Genomic DNA, 17,177 nt, shown 5'->3' with positions numbered 1-17,177 from the left:
AAAGTTGCACCTTAATATGGAAGGAATATCAAGATACAAATTCATCAGTTAACTTGAAGCGGGAGATTTCAGAGGATATAGTGTAGAGGGTATTCTACATTATCAATGACATATACATGAGGTATGGCTTCATGAACGGGAGGGCTAGACATGTTATCCACTAAAGTCATTGAACATTGCCGCGTAAAAGGCTGGTGGCATGAAGACGTGCCGGCTGAATATGAGGAAGCATTGCGTAAGCTGGACATGGATCTGAACTCGGATTTTGCACAATTCTACCTTCATGCAGAGGATGGACCGACATTCTATAGTCGGCATCAGGAGCTCTACCAGATCTGCTGGGTGATCGAGAATACCGTATACCTGCAGGATATGCATATATCGCAACTTACACTGGGGTTACCAGAGGCATATATTCCGCTGGACAGCTTTGAAGGGGAAGGTGGATTTTTCTATAATCGCCAGACCGACGAGGTTGTGCTGGTTGAACTGGGGGAGTCCATCGAACGTTTCCTGAATGGAGAGAGCAAGCCGCAATGGGCGGATTTCAATGCCTTTCTGGAGTGGTATTTCGGTTTGGCGGAAGTGACCACACTGTAACAGTAAAAGGGTACTCCCGTGGCTATGAAGGCCAAGGCAGTACCCTTTTGCATGTTCCAACTTGATGAACGATATTTTACTTAGAGCTGGTGAATGGACCTTCTACGTTGTTCTTCCCGTAAGGGAAAAACTCATCGACGAGATCTTGAGGTGAGATCGATACGAAGACATGATCCAGGTCGGTCTTTTTCGCAAAATCTATAATGTCACCCGGATAATACCTTGGATCAATCAGATACACATCCGAGACAACCGTCGAGAGAAAAGAAATCATAGGTACGGCGAGGGAGTCCTTGATAAACATGACCTTGAGTCCGTTTGGATTGTCTTTATTCGTCACATGTACGATTCCCTGATTGCCATACAGATACGTAAAGTATTTGTCCGCTGTCAGGTCGTAGGGAGCACCCTTCACATTCAGGGGATATGTCGTAAGCAACGCATCCTCAAATCGACCATTTAAGGTAGCTTCCGTCTCACCTGTTTTAAAATAAAAAGAATAGTTGGTTTTGAATTTCGGATAAATCAGGTCAAAATCATCATCACCGGCGTACAATTTCCCGGTTTTGCGGCCTTGTGAGCCGATAAAGAAATCCTTATAAGGGATTACATTGTAGTTATTCATGTCTGTAAAATAATGCTCGGGATCGAGCGGCTTATGGTACAGCCCGTCCAGATGTTGAACCAGCTGGCCGAAGGCCCAGAAGGCCGTTTTGATTTTCCAGTGATGATCGGTTGTGAAAAACAAATCCTTCGCCGGTATGCCGCTCTCCAATAATCCTTCGCGCAGATCCAACGTGTCGATTCCGCTCTGCTTCAGATGATCCAGAAAACCATCGGCCGTTTCGTTATTGTAGTTATAAGGAATGCCTTCCGGAAATGTTGTATAGCCACGTACATATTTGTCAGGTGTCATAACATACGTAAGCTTGGTTTTTGACCCCAATTGTGCCCCTAGCTCGGCAACCCGATCAGAAAGTTCTTTCGTATCCGTTGGCCCCGTGGCGAAATACGTATAGTGAAGCTTACCCTCCGTATCTTTGACGACCTCGAAGTTGTTCTCTTCGTTCTTCCACATGAGTGACTGCAAGTATCCGTAGGCTTCCACGAATCCAAACTTTTCAAAAACGTGCTCATTGATATCTGCATCCAGTTCGTTGATGATACCTTTGGCATTGGAGAAGCGGTAGTCCGCTGACGCCAGTGTTTTTTTCAAAGGCTCGAAAGAATGAATCATATTCAAGATCGAGAACGTGGCGAGCGCAAGAATGAAGAGGAAGGCGGTCATTCTCTTTTTGGCAAAAAAGTTATGCATATGAAATCCTTCTCTCAGAAATTAAAATATATGAACGGGTTGTATGTTCCTTTGACCAAATAGGATACACATACAAGGAACAGAGCAATAATGGTCACCGGGTAAAGCAGTTCAAGCGGTTTACCGAAGCGTACACCATCCACCATCCATTTGTTCATCCGTAAGGCAAGTGGTGTGGAGAACAGAATGCCTAGAATGAAGAAAAGGGCATATTCCTTCATGAACATCCAGGTCGTATTACTCCAGAACCCGTTACCATACAGTCCGAACATATTGCCAAGGTAGTTGCCAGCCTGTAACAAGTCCGGTGAACGGAAAATCACCCATCCAATAACTACGATAAACATGGCATAGAAATGTCGGAGCGGAGCATACCGTGTGCTCTTATCCAGGTTGAAAATTTTCTCGAGTGCAATGAACGCGAAGTTGATTAATCCCCAGATCACAAATGTCCATTCCGCACCGTGCCAGATGCCCGTCAGTCCCCAGACAATCAGCAGATTGCGGATCATTTTATCCTTGTTGCTAACGCGTGATCCTCCCAGCGGGAAGTAGACATATTCCTTGAACCAGGTGCCGAGCGAGATGTGCCAGCGGCGCCAAAATTCGGTGATGGAGCGTGAGATATACGGATACCGGAAGTTTTCTTCAAACTTGAAACCAAACATAAGTGCGAGTCCAATCGCCATATCCGAATAACCCGAGAAGTCGAAATAAATCTGCAATGTATAGGCAATCGCTCCCAGCCAAGCCAGACTTGAAGCGATATCGCCTGTTCCGCCCATGCTGAATGCATGATCGGCCACAATGGCCATGCTGTTAGATAACAGCACTTTTTTACTCAAACCCACAATAAACCGGCAACAGCCGACCGCGAACTTGTCCCAGCTTTCCTTCCGATGCATCATCTGATCCGCAATCATGTTGTAACGCAGAATGGGCCCAGCTACAAGCTGAGGGAAGAAGGAAATATAGAGGGCGACATAAAACGGATTTTTCTGCACATTTCCATGTCCGCGGTACACGTCAATGACGTAGGAGATCGCATGGAAGGTGAAAAAGGAAATGCCGAGCGGCAACGCAATATGCGGAATGCTGAAGCCAAAGCCTGTACTTTCATTGACAATGCGCAGGGCAAACGCCAGGTATTTATAAACAAACAGCATACCCAGATTGGCAACTAGCATCACGGTGATAACGGTATAAGCGGCAGTGCGCCGATCCCGGTACTTGTCCACGAGCAGTGCGAAAACGTAATTCAGTGCGATGGAGACCAGCATAACCAGCACAAAGCGTGGTTCACCCCATGCGTAGAAGAACAGGCTTGCCACAAGCAACAACATATTTTTCAGCGTCACAGAAAACCGCAATATATAATACAGCCCGAGCACAAGCGGCAAGAAATAAAATAAGAAGACTACACTGGAAAAGAGCACTGCCTTTCCTCCTTGATGATGTTAATGATGAAATAAAAAAGCTACATTTTAAATATCCGCTTGGACCTGCGATGATTCATCGAACGTTGCTTCCCCGCTTGTGAGCCGTGCTGAAGTTTGCGCCAGAGCCAATATGGAATAACCACCGCGAGTCCAATCAGAAGAAGGCCGATTCGGATCATCCATTCCATCCATGGTTGTAACCATACGGTGGAAGGTTCAAGGACTTTGGGAACCTGATCAGGTGAGGGAATGAAACGCGGCGTTCCATCCGCTTCCTTCATCTGCATCGCCGTGGAACGATCAAGTTTAACGTTATAATCGAGATTCCACTTTTGATCCACCAGCGCTCGAATAGTCACCGAATCGGTTTTTGCGGCGTCCGTTCCAATGGTTAGTAGGCCACCCGTTGTGATTGTTACACCCTGTACAGGATGAGCAAGCTGGAAATTCACTTCTACTTCTGGCGTTTCCAAAGCTTTCGATGCTCTCGCCTGTAGGCCACTAACGGTATACGTTGCAACCGATTCACCGGCCACCGGTTTCACGACTCGTTCATCACCTTTGATCATTACAGAAGATAATTGGTTTTCTGCAACAGCTTCTTTCCTAGGTACCAGTTTGATATTTCCAACGCGGTAATTCAGCTGTGCGTTCTCAGTCGTGGTCATTGTGATGCCCCAGCTCAGCATTTTCTCTGGTGTGACACGGCCAACCGTAGCTGCATGATTTCGAACCATGAGGCTGGAAAAGGGAACACGAACCTCCCCCTCAAACCCGGGCTCCAGTCTTATCAACCCATCTACGGGATGAACCAGCTTCGGTTCTTTGGTTGCTTTGGGAATGAGGATGACATTGCGTTGATCCGCTACTGTTAGTGCCGATTGATCCGTTCGTGTAATGACAACGTTTAGTGGCAGCGTCTGATCGGAATCACTGCGAATCGAGAACCTTAATTCGCTGTAGCCTGACCAGTCCCTGTTCTGCAGCTCATACACATAGGCGGAGTAATAGCCCTTTTGTAGTTCCTCTGTCGAGGTGTTAATCTGTAAGCTGCCGTTACGATTCAGCTTGGACTGCACTTTGGCTCCATTATTCCATACCTTTATAGAACTCTCGCTCCACTGCAACTGATCCGGCTGAGCCAAAGCAGTAGAAGTGATGAGGTATAAGCTTGATAAACCTGATAAACCTGTGAGGATTGCGACAAGCAGCCATTGCTGCCATTTCGTACTCATGCGTTCTGTGCCTCCATGTTATAAATAGGCCATCTCGTCGAGTTCATCACTCGAGATGAAGCTTTTATTCTGTACTGGGCGTTTCGGTTTGTCTGCCTCGGTATACGCCACATTCCATTGTTTCAAAAGAGCTTCCAGTTCAGGCATTTGTCCATTTCGGGCAATGTCCTGAATATTTCTGATCCGGTACAGAATGCCATGTTTGCTTCGCATCGACTTTACCCACATACAGTCAAGAACGAGTCCCTCGGCAAGCGGCAAACGAAGCTCATAGACCAATTCCTGCCTTGATATGTTCAAAAGCAAAAATTCATAGTTAAAGTCCATCAGCATAACGGTTCCATATTCGGGTGTGTCCAGTTCATGGTTCAGCGGAATGCGTGCCAGCTTGCGGTTGGACATGAGGCCTACTTGTCCGCGTTTTACAAAATTCAGACGGATGTCCTCAAATGTACTGATATCTTTATCCAGCTTCTGCGGAAGCGTAGGCTCGCGGTCATACACAATATGTAACAACTGACGCTTATCCTGTTCTGTAATCTCGTGCACTTTAAATGCATACTTCCACTTATTACCGAATGAAGTTACGTGAGTTACCTTGGCTGTAAACTCGCTTGAATAATGATCCGTTACCAGACGTACAGCAAATTCGGCTTCGCTCGGGATGTATCTCGGTGTATCCAGTACGATGGCGATCCCGCCTTCCGAAATATCATGCGTAACCGTGGACAGCGTTTCACCTTCAGTCGTTAGTGTACAGTCCACAGCAGCCAGAATACGCTCATAGTTGCGGAACACTTTACGTCCGCTGAGGAAAAAGATCGACATCATAATGTTGTAGAAATTAATCAACAGCCAGTATAGAACAACGAGAAATCCAATGGTGCCCTGACTAAATGTCCAGTGAATGCAGTTGACGATGCCGATTATAGAGAGCACAGCCAAGATCAGATGCGGAATGATCTGTTTGAGCTGGTAGCTACGATCGTTATGAGCACCGTCTTTACGAGTCACTGCAAATTTATTCATGGTGATGCCCAGTGTTTCCAGAATGACCGCAGGTAGCAGTGAAGGAAAAAGAATAGTTTCGTATACATTCGTCCATTTCGTAGTTCGAATATTACCTGACAACATGCGCAGACACATATTCGTTAATAGATACATCGGCAGCCAGAACACGAGAATTTCCAAAATGGTACACTTCACCACGAGCACACCGAACACAGCAAACAGAATGGGTGACATGATATACAGCACTCGTTTAAGACCGGAATACCAATAGGTTATAGAAGAGATATAATTCAGTCTTTGGGCAAACGTAAGTCCGCGCTTGAACAAGATATTCATTTTTCTGCCCGTTTGAATACATCCGCGTGCCCAGCGTTGGCGCTGTTTGATCAGGCTTTTCAGATCACCGGGAGCAAGTCCGGAAGCAAGTACTTTATTGGTGGCAAAACAGCGATACCCTTTGCTCTGCATTTCAATGCCAGTGGCAAAATCCTCTGTAATGGAACCAGTATAGAAACCACCCACATCTTCGAGTGCCTGCCTCGAAAGTACCGTGTTGGTTCCGCCGTATATAACGGAGTTGGACTTGTTCCGCCCGACCTGCACATCGCGATAGAAGTAGTCCTGTTCATTCGGAATTCGAGCTTCGGAATACAGATTATATTGAAACTGATCGGGATTATAGAAGCTTTGCGGAGTTTGCACGAAGCCAATCTTTTCTCCTGTCAGAAAATAAGGCACGCAGGACGTCAGAAAATCATGCTTCGGAATCATATCGGCATCAAACGTGGCGATTAGAGGGGAGGAAGTATGTTTCATGGCGTTGTTCAAGTTTCCAGCTTTGGCGTGGATGTGCTCTGTCCGGGTCAGATAGTTAATCCCCATATGATCAGCCAGTTTTCGCATCTCGGGACGATTGGAGTCGTCACACAGGTAGATATGTACTTTGGAGCGGTCCGGATAATCCATATTGAGACAGCCGTTAATCGTTTTGAAAAGCAAGGATGCAGGTTCGTTATATGTAGCTATAAAAACATCAACGTCAGGATACAATGACTCATCAACGACAGGAAGTTCAGGATATTCAAGCCGGGTCATGTTATAAAAATGCACAGCGAGTTCAAACATACCAATGAGTTCGACAATCAGGAGGGCAAGACCGGCGGTCACGGCAAGCGGGCCATGGCCGAAAGGAATGGTGAAGAAGGTACGCCATATGACGTAAATACAAGACATGATCACCGTTGCGGTAACCAGCATTTTTTTGCGTGTGCTTAAACGATTCAAGGTGCATACCTCTCTCTATAATTGGTGAAAGTAATCAACGTTCATCAAGTCTAACCATATGTCTATCGTACAATAGCATTCTGAACGAATTCTGAACAAAAGAAATAAATGAGAATGTGAATTGATCCATTATATGTGATGGGAACGACATGTTTTGGTGTTTAAATACAGTCTTTTAATGACGAAATATGTCGAATCATGAAGATTACTGTATTTATTTCATGCGAAATTAGCAACATTTTTATTTTAAGTCCATAATATGGAAAATATTGCGTTGGTGGAATGATTACATATAAAAAGACGAGCCTATGGGCTCGCCTTTTTTGGTTGATCTTTTGCAGATACCGTAATCTCACTGTAGCACTTCCATGCTACCCGAGATTTATTAATCGGATATGTTGCGGGTGTAATATTCAATGATATCCTTACGACGAATGATTCCAAGAAAGACCCGATCTATATCCACCACGGGCACAAAGTTTTGGTCTGCCGCAAGAGTCAGCATATCCTCCATCTCTGCTTCGATGTACACGCACTCATTATAGACACGATGGCTAATCTCATCGACCTGCACTTGGTCCATATTATCAAATGTTAATCCAGGCGTATTACGCATTTTCCATAACAGATCACCTTCGGACAGAGTAGCAACATATTTTCCATCCGGATCAATTACGGGAATGGCGGTGTAGTGGTGCGATTCCAACTGCTCAATAGCATCTTTCATGGAAGCGGTAGACTCGATATAGGCCACTTCGGCTTTTGGGAGTAAAAAATAGCTGATTTCCATCATCGGGCTCCTTTTCAGCCTTTTGCATCGCAAAAAAGCTTTAGTATGTAATTCACTATTCTTATTTAAACATATTATGTGAGCTTAAGGCTATTTTTAATGACAAATTCATCAGATTTGTCACATTGTTTAATCGGCGCAGGAAATTTATAGTATAGAGTAGAGGTGATGTGACATGAAATCGAAACGTAAATTATTATATGGACTCTTGCCGATTCTATTTGCAGGCGGTATTGGAATGTATCTTTATATGCAGAATAGCAAACCGGAGGAACCGAAACCGCAGACAACTGTGAATCAGTACATAGAGCATTTACAAAAGAAAGAGTTCGGCCAGCTGTATTCGTTGATGTCACCTGCTTCGTTGACAGAGGCAGGCATGTCTAAGGAACAGTTTATTGAGAAATACAATGCAATCTACTCGGGTATGCAGGTCTCTGCTGTTAAAGCTGAGCTGACAGCAGCGAATACGACAGGAACGGAAGCTGACTCTGGCGCTCAAACAACAGGGACTGAAAGTGGAACCGAGACTAAAGTTGAATCACAAGCAACAACGGACAAAGAGGGAACGAATCAGGCAGAACAAGGGGCTAGTAATCCTGATCTTTATCAAACCGATTATGATATACAACTGACCACGTTTTTAGGCGAAGTCAACGAGACACATACGCTTAATTTAGTTCGACAGGAGCTGGAGGACGGGAGCAAAGTCTGGCAGATTAACTGGAAGCCGTCCCTGATCCTCAGTGACATGGTGAAAGGTAGCAAAGTTCGGGTGAAGACGTTATTCCCGAATCGAGGGGATATTGTAGATCGTGACGGGTTGCCGCTTGCGACCCAGGGCACAATGAATGAGTGGGGCATCGTACCCGAGAAGCTCGGAGAGAACTCGGATCAGATGATTGCACGCATCGCGGAACATTACAAGGTGTCCGTAGAAGCCATTCAGAAGACACTTGGTCAGACATGGGTGAAACCGGAATTTTTTGTGCCAATGGGCTCGACAGAGGAATTTGATGTACCTTCTTCTCTTAGCGGAGTTGCTCTGCAAAGTAAGGAAATTCGGTATTACCCGCTTGGTGAAGCAGCGGCACATCTGATCGGATATGTGCGTAAGGCCACGAAGGAAGACTTGGACAAAGATACCAAAGGGTATTACCGTGCGGAAGATTGGATCGGCAAAGCCGGACTGGAACAGTCTATGGAGAAGCAGCTACGCGGAGAGCGTGGCGGTTTAATTGAAATTACGGATGAAGCGGGCAACACGCGTTCCGAATTGATCCGCAAAGATGCAGTCGACGGTAAGGATGTGCAACTATCCATCAGCTCCGCACAGCAACAAAGATTGTATCAGACGCTGGCGGGTGGCGGCGATGCCGGAGCGATGGTGATGATGAATCCGAAGGACGGAAATATGCTTGCTATGGTGAGTGCGCCTTCCTACAATCCGAATAAAATGGTTACCGGTCTGACGCAGGCCGAGTGGGATGCCTATTCGGCGAACGAGAAGCTTCCTTTTATCAACCGAGTAACGACACGATATGCTCCCGGCTCAACCTTCAAGGCGATTACTGCGGCTGCGGGGTTGATGGAGAAGGTGACCACACCGGACAAAACCCATGAAATTTCTGGTTTGCAATGGCGGAAGAATGATAGCTGGGGTGGATATTACGTCAAGCGGGTGAAAAGCCTGAGTCCTGTAAATATGGTGGATGCCCTCGTATACTCCGACAATATTTATTTTGCAATGGAAGCGACTGAGATGGGGAGCGCCAAGTTTATCGAGGGCATTCAAAAGTTCGGGTTTGGTGACAATTTCGGGCTGGATGAACTCTATTTGAAACCTAGTCAGTATGCAAATGAGGCGCACAGGGATCTTTCTTCCGAGGTACTGCTAGCCGACACTTCGTATGGTCAAGGTGAGATGTTAATGTCGCCGATTCATCTTGCTACTGCGTTTACGCCGTTTGTGAACGAAGGCAAGCTGGTGAAGCCTGTATTGATTGTTGGAAAAGAGACCCCCGATCCTGAGGTGATTATCACACCGGATGTAGCCAATACCGTTACTGACGCACTGAAACAGGTGGTGTCTCGTCAAGGCGGAACGGCACATGCCCTCAGCTCGATTGCTGGCGGTCTTGCAGGCAAGACAGGAACGGCCGAACTGAAAGCGAAGAAGGGTGAGCAAGGTCAGGAGAACGGATTTTTCGTTACCTTTGATACCGAATCGCCGTCGTTCCTGTTGGCAGCCGTAATCGAAGAGGTGAACGGGCGGGGTGGCAGCCATTATGTGGTGGATCGCTTGAAGCCATTCTTGGAGAAACTTCAGCTTGAGCCGTGACTATGAAATCTGGCAACGATAAGAAATAACCAAAAAACGCGTTCTTGGCTTGAACCATAATGGTCGCCAAGACGCGTTTTTCATTTTACTTTATATACTAAAATTTCATAATGGATTTCAGATCATTTTCTGGCTGTAATCATGAACCGCGCCGAGTTGGTGCGAATCCCTTGCTCGTCGCGGTGATCTTGAACAAATTGTTCAAAGATATCCAGGTCGGACGCGAGTTCTCCGAATTGAGGAACGATAGGCGTGTGTGTCAGCAGGAACAAGAGATCCTCAGGTGTAGCGTAATACTCGGTTACATTATATTCACGGACCTCGATGTGCCGGAAACCTGCATGTTGCAGCTCTTGTTTGTATTTTTCCAAGAGTGTTCCGGGCTCTATGCCGAGATGTTGTCCACGTCCAAATGCTTGCTTTACATTCAATTTATCGTGCTCGCTGACCTGCTGGGTCAGGAATACACCATCCTCTGCGAGAACGTTGTACACTTCTGACGCGGAGAATGCGGAATGTCTGCAAGAAACAATATTGAAGAATGACTTTGGAAACTGTAAGTTGTCCGCATCCATCTGAGTGAATCGCACATTGGAGCATTTTTTAGTTCGCTTTAAATTTCGCTGAGCTGTCTCGATCATTCCATGAGCCAAATCGATGCCGACAAGCAGATGAGCATGTTCAGCAATGGAGAGCACGGCTTCGCCTCCACCTGTGCCGATGTCCAGCAGCAGATCTGATGTTTGGGTGCAACGAGTCACCTCATCATAGAATTCCCAGTCGGTGGGTTCAGAGATCACCTTCATCGTGCTGAAATCCCATCCATTTTGTTGACCGACACGTTCATAAAATGTGTTGTAATCCCACTGTTTTGTCATATTAATTCTTCCTCCAGTATGTGATGTGTTATTTAGGATTTGTTGTTTTCAACCATCGTTCATCTACACATCGAACAGGCTCAAAAGGACAGACCTACCCCTTGGTAGCTGGTACGCGTTTTGATCCAGCCCGACATTTAATTACTTCGAACGATTGGAAACAACATCCCTTTCACCTCACATGTTGGAATAGCCCCATTATACATAATTGACAGCGCATACGCGAGGTGATATTTTGGGGTGGAATCTATTCCAGGAATCCGAGGTGATCAATGGTGGCTGTTCGTGCTAATCAGATTTTTGTTAACTTGCCAGTTCAGGATTTGAAGAGATCGGTTGATTTCTTTACGAAAGTGGGGTTTGAATTCAATGCCCAGTTTACGGACGATAAGGCTACCTGTATGATTGTCGGAGAAAATATCTTTGCCATGCTTCTGGTGGAGGAACGTTTTCAATCCTTTATCACGAAAAAAATCGCGAACGCGGCTGAGACAACAGAAGTGATCGTCGCTTTATCTGTTGCTTCCCGTGAAGAAGTGGATGCGATTGTACAAGCTGCCCTTGATGCTGGAGCGAAGCAATATAACGAACCTCAAGATCATGGATTCATGTATGGACGGAGTTTTCAAGACCTGGACAACCATCTATGGGAAGTCTCTTATATCAATTTGAGCGCGTTCCCTTCGAACCAGCCCGAATAGATCAGCATGAATTGTGCCCTCTAACTATCGCTGAATGGATAAATGAATGAAACTAAATAGATCGGCATCAGATGGATTTGCGGAATATACATGAAGGCCTTCCTTGAAAACAGGAAGGTCTTTTTTTAGGCTACAAAATGAGTGATCAGCATGAATCCTTACTACATATCTTATTTTTCCTTCAGAATATATGGTGCATTTTACCTTTTTGCTATATGATAAATGTCGATTCACCCCGAGATTAGGCAACACATATTCTGGAGTGATATCAAGTAACAGAACGACAACAGAAAAAACAAAAGATAACATATATCTAAATTTACATACGTTTAGGCTGGAGGGATCAGGATGTATTGTCACATATGCGGCACGAAAAATAGTTCTGGGGAGGACCACTGTCAGAAGTGTGGAACCCGATTGAAACAAGATAGCTCCACAGAGAAGCAAATCTGGTCGGAGCCGTCAGGACTGGAGCCACGTAATGCATCTGCAACCGGAACGGTGAGCAAGCGCAAGAGCAGTCCATTTGTATGGATTATCCCACTGCTACTTGCAGCAATTATGGGGGCGTTGTTAGCGTATTATTATAATCAGGAGAATCTGATTAACGCTCATGTGAAGACACTGCATCTTGAGGCAGAGAAGGCTGCACTGGACGGGAAATATTCAGAAGCTCTGGATTTGCTGGACAAAGCCCTCGCTCAAAGACCTAATGTAGGAGCACTCGTTCAGGATCGTAAAATTACAGAGCAAGCAAATAATTTACTAAAACAAATGGACGAAGCCGCGAATCTGCTCAAAACAGGTAAGCTGTCGGAAGCGGACAAAATGATTCAAACCGCGACTAAAACATTAAACGAACGCCAAGAGCCGGTGTTTGATAAGGTAAGGTCAGCCTTGAACAATCGGAAGGTAACCCTGGCTGTTTTGAAAGTGAAAAAGGAAATTGATCAGTTAACAACCGTCGAGGCACTCGCTGAAAAACTCAAAACGATCTCCAAGCTGAACGGTAAGGAAGCCGAAGTTGTGAAGAAACAGATTACGGATAAGCTGGCAGGTATCAGTTACAAGCAGGCCGAGCAGCAGGTGAAGAAGCATGATTTTACAGCAGCGCTGCAAACCGTGGACAACGGATTATCTTATGCGCCCGAGGATCAGAAGCTGACGAAATACCGGGATGAAGTATTGCGTGAGAAAAAAGCGTTTGAGAAAGCGGAGGAAGAACGTATTCGACTTGCAGAACAGCAAGCAGCTGAAGAGGAACTTCGCAATCGTACAGGGGCTGTATACGTAACGGATCTGTCTGCTAAGCTGGATGAGTATGGAGACTTGTATATCAGCGGGGCGGTGTTTAATCAGGGAACACGCCCTATATCATCCGTGGCGCTTATCGTTAGCATCAATGCCTCCAACGGCGATTACATCGGTGAGACAGATGTTTATGTATACCCAGCTATATTGGATGTAGGCGAAGAAGGATATTTTGAAACCTACTATTATGGGGTATATGAAGCCGCGAATGTGACAGTTACGAATGCATCATGGTATGTGGAGTAGGAGGACGACAAAATGAGCAAACGTGTATGGGGAACGATCATTTCCAGTGCAATAATTATTGGTGCTGGTGCTGGAGGCGTATTCTGGATTCACCAGCATACAGCAGTTGAGATGGCGCTAGCTCCCAAACTGGCTGTGGCTTCCTCGAAACAGGCGGATCAACCCAAAGCAAAAACAACATCTAAAACCACAGAAAAGAAAACGCGTAAACAGATTATTGAAGATAGTCAGCGAAAAGTAGTTACGATTGAAAGTAGCGATGGTCTGGGCTCAGGCTTCTTATATAATAACAAGGGCGATGTCATCACTAATGCGCATGTCGTCGAGGGTTCCAAAGAAGTGACGATTCGCACCTTGGATCATCAGGAATATCGGGGTACAGTGATTGGTTTTGGCGAAGAGACGGATGTTGCTGTTGTCAGAGTCCCTGATCTTGTGAAAATGGAACCTCTGCCTATTGCGTCAGCCAAAGCGGAGGTTGGTGATGAAATTCTGGCACTCGGTAGTCCGCTTGGTTTTGAGAATACGGTGACTACCGGTATTATTAGCGGACTTGACCGCAGTTTTGAAATCCCGCCTTATATTTATACCAACTTGTATCAGATATCTGCTCCGATTACTAATGGTAACAGCGGCGGTCCGCTGATCAACGCCGAAACGGGAGAAGTGCTGGGGATTAATTCGACGGTGGTTAAACAGGAAGGTGGACTGGGGTTCAGCATTCCTATCATCAGTGTGTTGAAGCAGGTGCAACAATGGTCAGAGCGCTCACCTGATACCAAAGGGGCACAAACGGTAAGGGACTCATCTTCGCAGACGTCGTCCGCTGCTTTATCTGAAGCGGAAGCACTGGTTGCTGATTTTTACAACTACCTGAACATGAGTGATTATGTATCTGCCTATGCGTTGCTCGGAAGTGATTGGCAGAAGGGCACAAGTTACGCTAAATTTCGTGAAGGCTATACGTATACGAGCTATGTTAGTGTGGAGAAAATTTCGTCTGCGACTACGAGTAAGGAAGAGATGGAAGTGAGCGGTGTGATCGCTGCCGAGGAGCGCAAGGATGGGGAATACGTAACGACTCAATATAACGTGACATATCAGGTCGGATACGAGAATGGCCAATTAAAGATATTACATGGACAGGGTAAAAAGAAGAAATAAATGGATTCGTGAATAAAAGGAGGGCTTGCCACATGGTGGGTTCTCCTTTTTATATTGCGGATTAGACATATATTTGCTAGAATACAGAACGAATGTTCAGTATATAAGAATGGAGTGAAGTGAGTGAGTTTGAATAAAAAGCAGCTCCAGTCCGAGCAGACCAAGAAAAAACTTGCGGATGCATCCAAAGCCCTTTTTGTACAAAAAGGATATAAAGCAACGTCTATTGAGGACATCGTCGCGGCGACTGGAAGTAGCAAGGGAAATATATATTATCATTTCAAAAGCAAAGAAGGGCTCTTCCTCTATCTCATTGATGAATGGGATCGGGAGTGGGAAGCGAGCTGGAAGTCAAAAGTGCATCTGTATCACACTTCCACCGAGAAAATCTATGGCCTGGCGGAACAGCTCATTATGGATGATATCAACCATCCTTTAACAAAAGCGGCTGATGAGTTCTTCACTGGAGAGAAAAAAGAGAATGATATTGAAGAACGAATCGCAGTATTGTTTGAGCGGCACATCCAATTCAATAAGCAGCTGATTCAAGAAGGAATAGACAGCGGGGAGTTCAATGATCAGAATGTAGAGCATCTTGCGTTGATTTTGGAAAGTACCATTATAGGGCTTAGTCAAATGTCGCGTAAGCTGGAACCGGGCGAGGCTCTTGCGTTGTATCGTCAGGCCGCCAGTGTATTTCTGCACGGGATTGCCAAGGATAAACAGCATAATTAGACAACGATGGAGGATGGAATCATGGCTTTACTGACACGTAACAGGGGCGCGTTGCTGCTGTTGATGTTGAATATTTTTCTCGTATTTATGGGTATTGGTCTGGTTGTGCCGATCATGCCTGCTTACATGAACTTGCTTCATATTACGGGCTTTACGATGGGACTTCTGTTCGCGGCGTTCTCTTTCACACAGTTTTTGTTCTCTCCAGCAGCAGGTCGTTGGTCAGACCAGTGGGGACGCAAAAAGATTATCGTATTCGGGATGCTGATCTTTGCGGTATCAGAATTTATGTTCGGTGCGGTGAATACGCCTTATCTGCTCTTCGCAGCCCGAATGCTGGGCGGTATTGGCGCGGCGTTGATCTTTCCTGCGGTTATGGCTTATACGGCTGATATCACAACGGAAGAAGAACGCGGTAAAGGCATGGGGCTTATTAATGCGGCCATTACAACAGGTTTTATCATCGGGCCAGGAATTGGCGGTTATATTGCCGAGTTTGGCATACGGGTTCCTTTTTATGCGGCAGGGGTTGCGGGTTTGCTCGCTGCAATCATTACACTGATTATCTTGCCTGAATCCGAGCGTAGCGCGAGTGAGCAGACTACACCTGAAACTAGCGGGGCAAAAGTAAAAGCACCAGGTATGGTATCTCAGCTTATCAACTCTTACCGGGAACCTTACTTTTTCAGTCTAATCATCGTATTTGTTATGGCTTTTGGTTTGGCTAACTACGAGACGGTATTCTCCCTGTTTGTGGATCACAAGTTTGGTTTCACGACCAAAGATATCGCGTTTATCATTACATTTGGTTCCATTGCTGGAGCAGTTGTGCAAGTATCCCTGATTGGCTGGTTGCTGAACACATTTGGGGAAAAGAAGGTTATCACGGTATGTTTGCTGTTTGTATCCGTATTTGTACTACTAACCTTGTTCGTTCACACGTATTGGTTGATTGTTGTTGTAACGTTTATCGTCTTCTTGGGAATGGATATTTTACGCCCTGCAATCAGTACGCAGATGTCCAAGCTAGCTGAAGAACAACAGGGGTTTGTGGCTGGGCTGAATTCTGCGTATACAAGTCTGGGCAACATCGCTGGACCCATCGTAGCTGGAGCGTTGTTTGATGTGAATATTAACTATCCGTATGTATCGGCTGCGGCGGTACTTGGCATCTGTTTCTTATTATCCTTACGTGTGCTAAGAAGTGTTAAATCGGTGCAAGAACCTAAGGTTCAAGTGTAATTCTTCTAAATATAAAACGTGAACACTTCAAGTTTGGTATAATAAGAAATGCTGGAAGTGAACCACATGGGCTGAGTTACATTGGAACATTACCGAGGAAGATCATTTTTAGACATAGACAGGATTAATGGAGTGATAACATGAGCAAAGCAAAAGGTAAGGGCGGCACAGGCCGCGGAACAGGCAAGAAAGGCTGGAATCGCTGGCAAGCCAGTGCCAACCGAGCGAAGAGTGCTCCTAAGCCTTATAAAAGCAAGGGAACCAAGAATAAGGAAAACGCTGAGTCTGCTACGGATAAGTCCAACTAAATGGACAGGGGAAGAGGCGGAGTGGAATCAAGTGTGTAGTTTTTCAGAGAAACAGCAGTTTTTGGATGTGGTATTCATATCTGAAGAACTGTTGTTTTTTTATGCAGGCATAGGGGAAGGGGCATTTATAGGATCAGACATTTAAGAAGTTTCTACTATATAGAGAGATGTGAATATAAAGGTACACTATTTCGTTTAGGTCTTAAGGTAAGCGGCAGGTATCATAAGACAATGTGACTTTAAGACATAGTGTATTTATATGGAGTATATCCACCATCAAAAAGTAATTTCGTAATATGGAATTAATAAATTCATAAATAACACTTTACAAGAGGGATCGATACATGGTATATTCTTATTCCGGCCAAGAAAACACAGCTTACACGGTGCGGCAAGCCATTGAAAACAAGCTTCGAAAGAAACTTAAAAAAAGAACTTGCAAAGTTGGTTCGGACATGATATTATATAAGAGTTGCTGAAATGAACTGGTTTCGGTAGCGAGAACAAGTTTGATCTTTGAAAACTGAACAACGAGTGAGTAAACATTCTGCTTGCAGAATGACGTGAAGGTTTTTGG

Annotated in this window: 14 protein-coding genes; 8 read left to right on the top strand and 6 right to left on the bottom strand. The window is 45.3% G+C overall.

What is annotated here, in order from left to right; translation table 11 throughout:
* Positions 1-150 precede the first annotated feature (150 nt).
* Positions 151-600, top strand: coding sequence for a hypothetical protein (locus J2T16_RS24950; RefSeq protein WP_154891686.1), 450 nt, complete (start codon positions 151-153; stop codon positions 598-600).
* 76 nt (positions 601-676) lie between these two features.
* Here J2T16_RS24950 and J2T16_RS24945 read toward each other — a convergent pair whose 3' ends face one another.
* The 5 genes from J2T16_RS24945 to J2T16_RS24925 form a co-directional block, all read right to left on the bottom strand.
* The gene (locus J2T16_RS24945; protein WP_336121093.1) at positions 677-1,915 is read right to left on the bottom strand and encodes an alginate O-acetyltransferase AlgX-related protein; all 1,239 of its coding nucleotides are present in this window, start codon (positions 1,913-1,915) and stop codon (positions 677-679) included.
* 14 nt (positions 1,916-1,929) lie between these two features.
* Complete coding sequence (locus tag J2T16_RS24940) at positions 1,930-3,351, bottom strand: MBOAT family O-acyltransferase (RefSeq protein WP_221788482.1); 1,422 nt, start codon at positions 3,349-3,351, stop codon at positions 1,930-1,932.
* Positions 3,352-3,392: 41 nt separating this feature from the next.
* The gene (locus J2T16_RS24935; RefSeq protein ID WP_221788484.1) at positions 3,393-4,589 is read right to left on the bottom strand and encodes a carbohydrate binding domain-containing protein; all 1,197 of its coding nucleotides are present in this window, start codon (positions 4,587-4,589) and stop codon (positions 3,393-3,395) included.
* Between the two features lie 18 nt (positions 4,590-4,607).
* Positions 4,608-6,884, bottom strand: coding sequence for a glycosyltransferase (locus tag J2T16_RS24930; protein WP_154891690.1), 2,277 nt, complete (start codon positions 6,882-6,884; stop codon positions 4,608-4,610).
* A gap of 385 nt (positions 6,885-7,269) precedes the next feature.
* The gene (locus tag J2T16_RS24925) at positions 7,270-7,674 is read right to left on the bottom strand and encodes a CBS domain-containing protein (protein ID WP_090923108.1); all 405 of its coding nucleotides are present in this window, start codon (positions 7,672-7,674) and stop codon (positions 7,270-7,272) included.
* A 175-nt stretch (positions 7,675-7,849) separates the two neighbouring features.
* Between J2T16_RS24925 and J2T16_RS24920 the strand changes: the two genes are divergently transcribed.
* Complete coding sequence (locus tag J2T16_RS24920; protein ID WP_221788485.1) at positions 7,850-10,015, top strand: penicillin-binding transpeptidase domain-containing protein; 2,166 nt, start codon at positions 7,850-7,852, stop codon at positions 10,013-10,015.
* 122 nt (positions 10,016-10,137) lie between these two features.
* On the opposite strand, the gene J2T16_RS24915 is transcribed toward J2T16_RS24920, so the two are convergent.
* Entirely contained in the window at positions 10,138-10,893 is a 756-nt protein-coding gene (locus J2T16_RS24915) for a class I SAM-dependent methyltransferase (protein WP_221788487.1), read from the bottom strand.
* A 275-nt stretch (positions 10,894-11,168) separates the two neighbouring features.
* Here J2T16_RS24915 and J2T16_RS24910 point away from each other — a divergent pair, with 275 nt between their 5' ends.
* From J2T16_RS24910 to J2T16_RS24885, 6 genes are all read left to right on the top strand, one after another.
* Positions 11,169-11,594 carry a VOC family protein gene (locus tag J2T16_RS24910; protein WP_145414606.1) on the top strand — a complete coding sequence of 142 codons (426 nt, stop codon included), beginning with the start codon at positions 11,169-11,171 and terminating at the stop codon, positions 11,592-11,594.
* 417 nt (positions 11,595-12,011) lie between these two features.
* Positions 12,012-13,151, top strand: coding sequence for a hypothetical protein (locus J2T16_RS24905; RefSeq protein WP_499019449.1), 1,140 nt, complete (start codon positions 12,012-12,014; stop codon positions 13,149-13,151).
* A 12-nt stretch (positions 13,152-13,163) separates the two neighbouring features.
* Entirely contained in the window at positions 13,164-14,315 is a 1,152-nt protein-coding gene (locus tag J2T16_RS24900; protein ID WP_221788491.1) for a S1C family serine protease, read from the top strand.
* A 129-nt stretch (positions 14,316-14,444) separates the two neighbouring features.
* Entirely contained in the window at positions 14,445-15,050 is a 606-nt protein-coding gene (locus tag J2T16_RS24895) for a TetR/AcrR family transcriptional regulator (protein WP_154985244.1), read from the top strand.
* 21 nt (positions 15,051-15,071) lie between these two features.
* Positions 15,072-16,292, top strand: a complete 1,221-nt coding sequence (locus J2T16_RS24890; protein ID WP_499019448.1) for an MFS transporter — start codon at positions 15,072-15,074, stop codon at positions 16,290-16,292.
* Between the two features lie 140 nt (positions 16,293-16,432).
* A complete protein-coding gene (locus J2T16_RS24885; protein WP_154891696.1) occupies positions 16,433-16,600 on the top strand; it encodes a DUF3934 family protein in 168 nt (55 codons plus the stop codon).
* The last annotated feature ends 577 nt before the right edge of the window (positions 16,601-17,177 follow it).

The organism is Paenibacillus intestini (assembly GCF_030803945.1).
Lineage (GTDB): Bacteria > Bacillota > Bacilli > Paenibacillales > Paenibacillaceae > Paenibacillus > Paenibacillus polysaccharolyticus.
The sequence above is the reverse complement of the archived record's forward strand: the minus strand, read 5'-3'. Positions and strand labels throughout refer to the sequence as shown.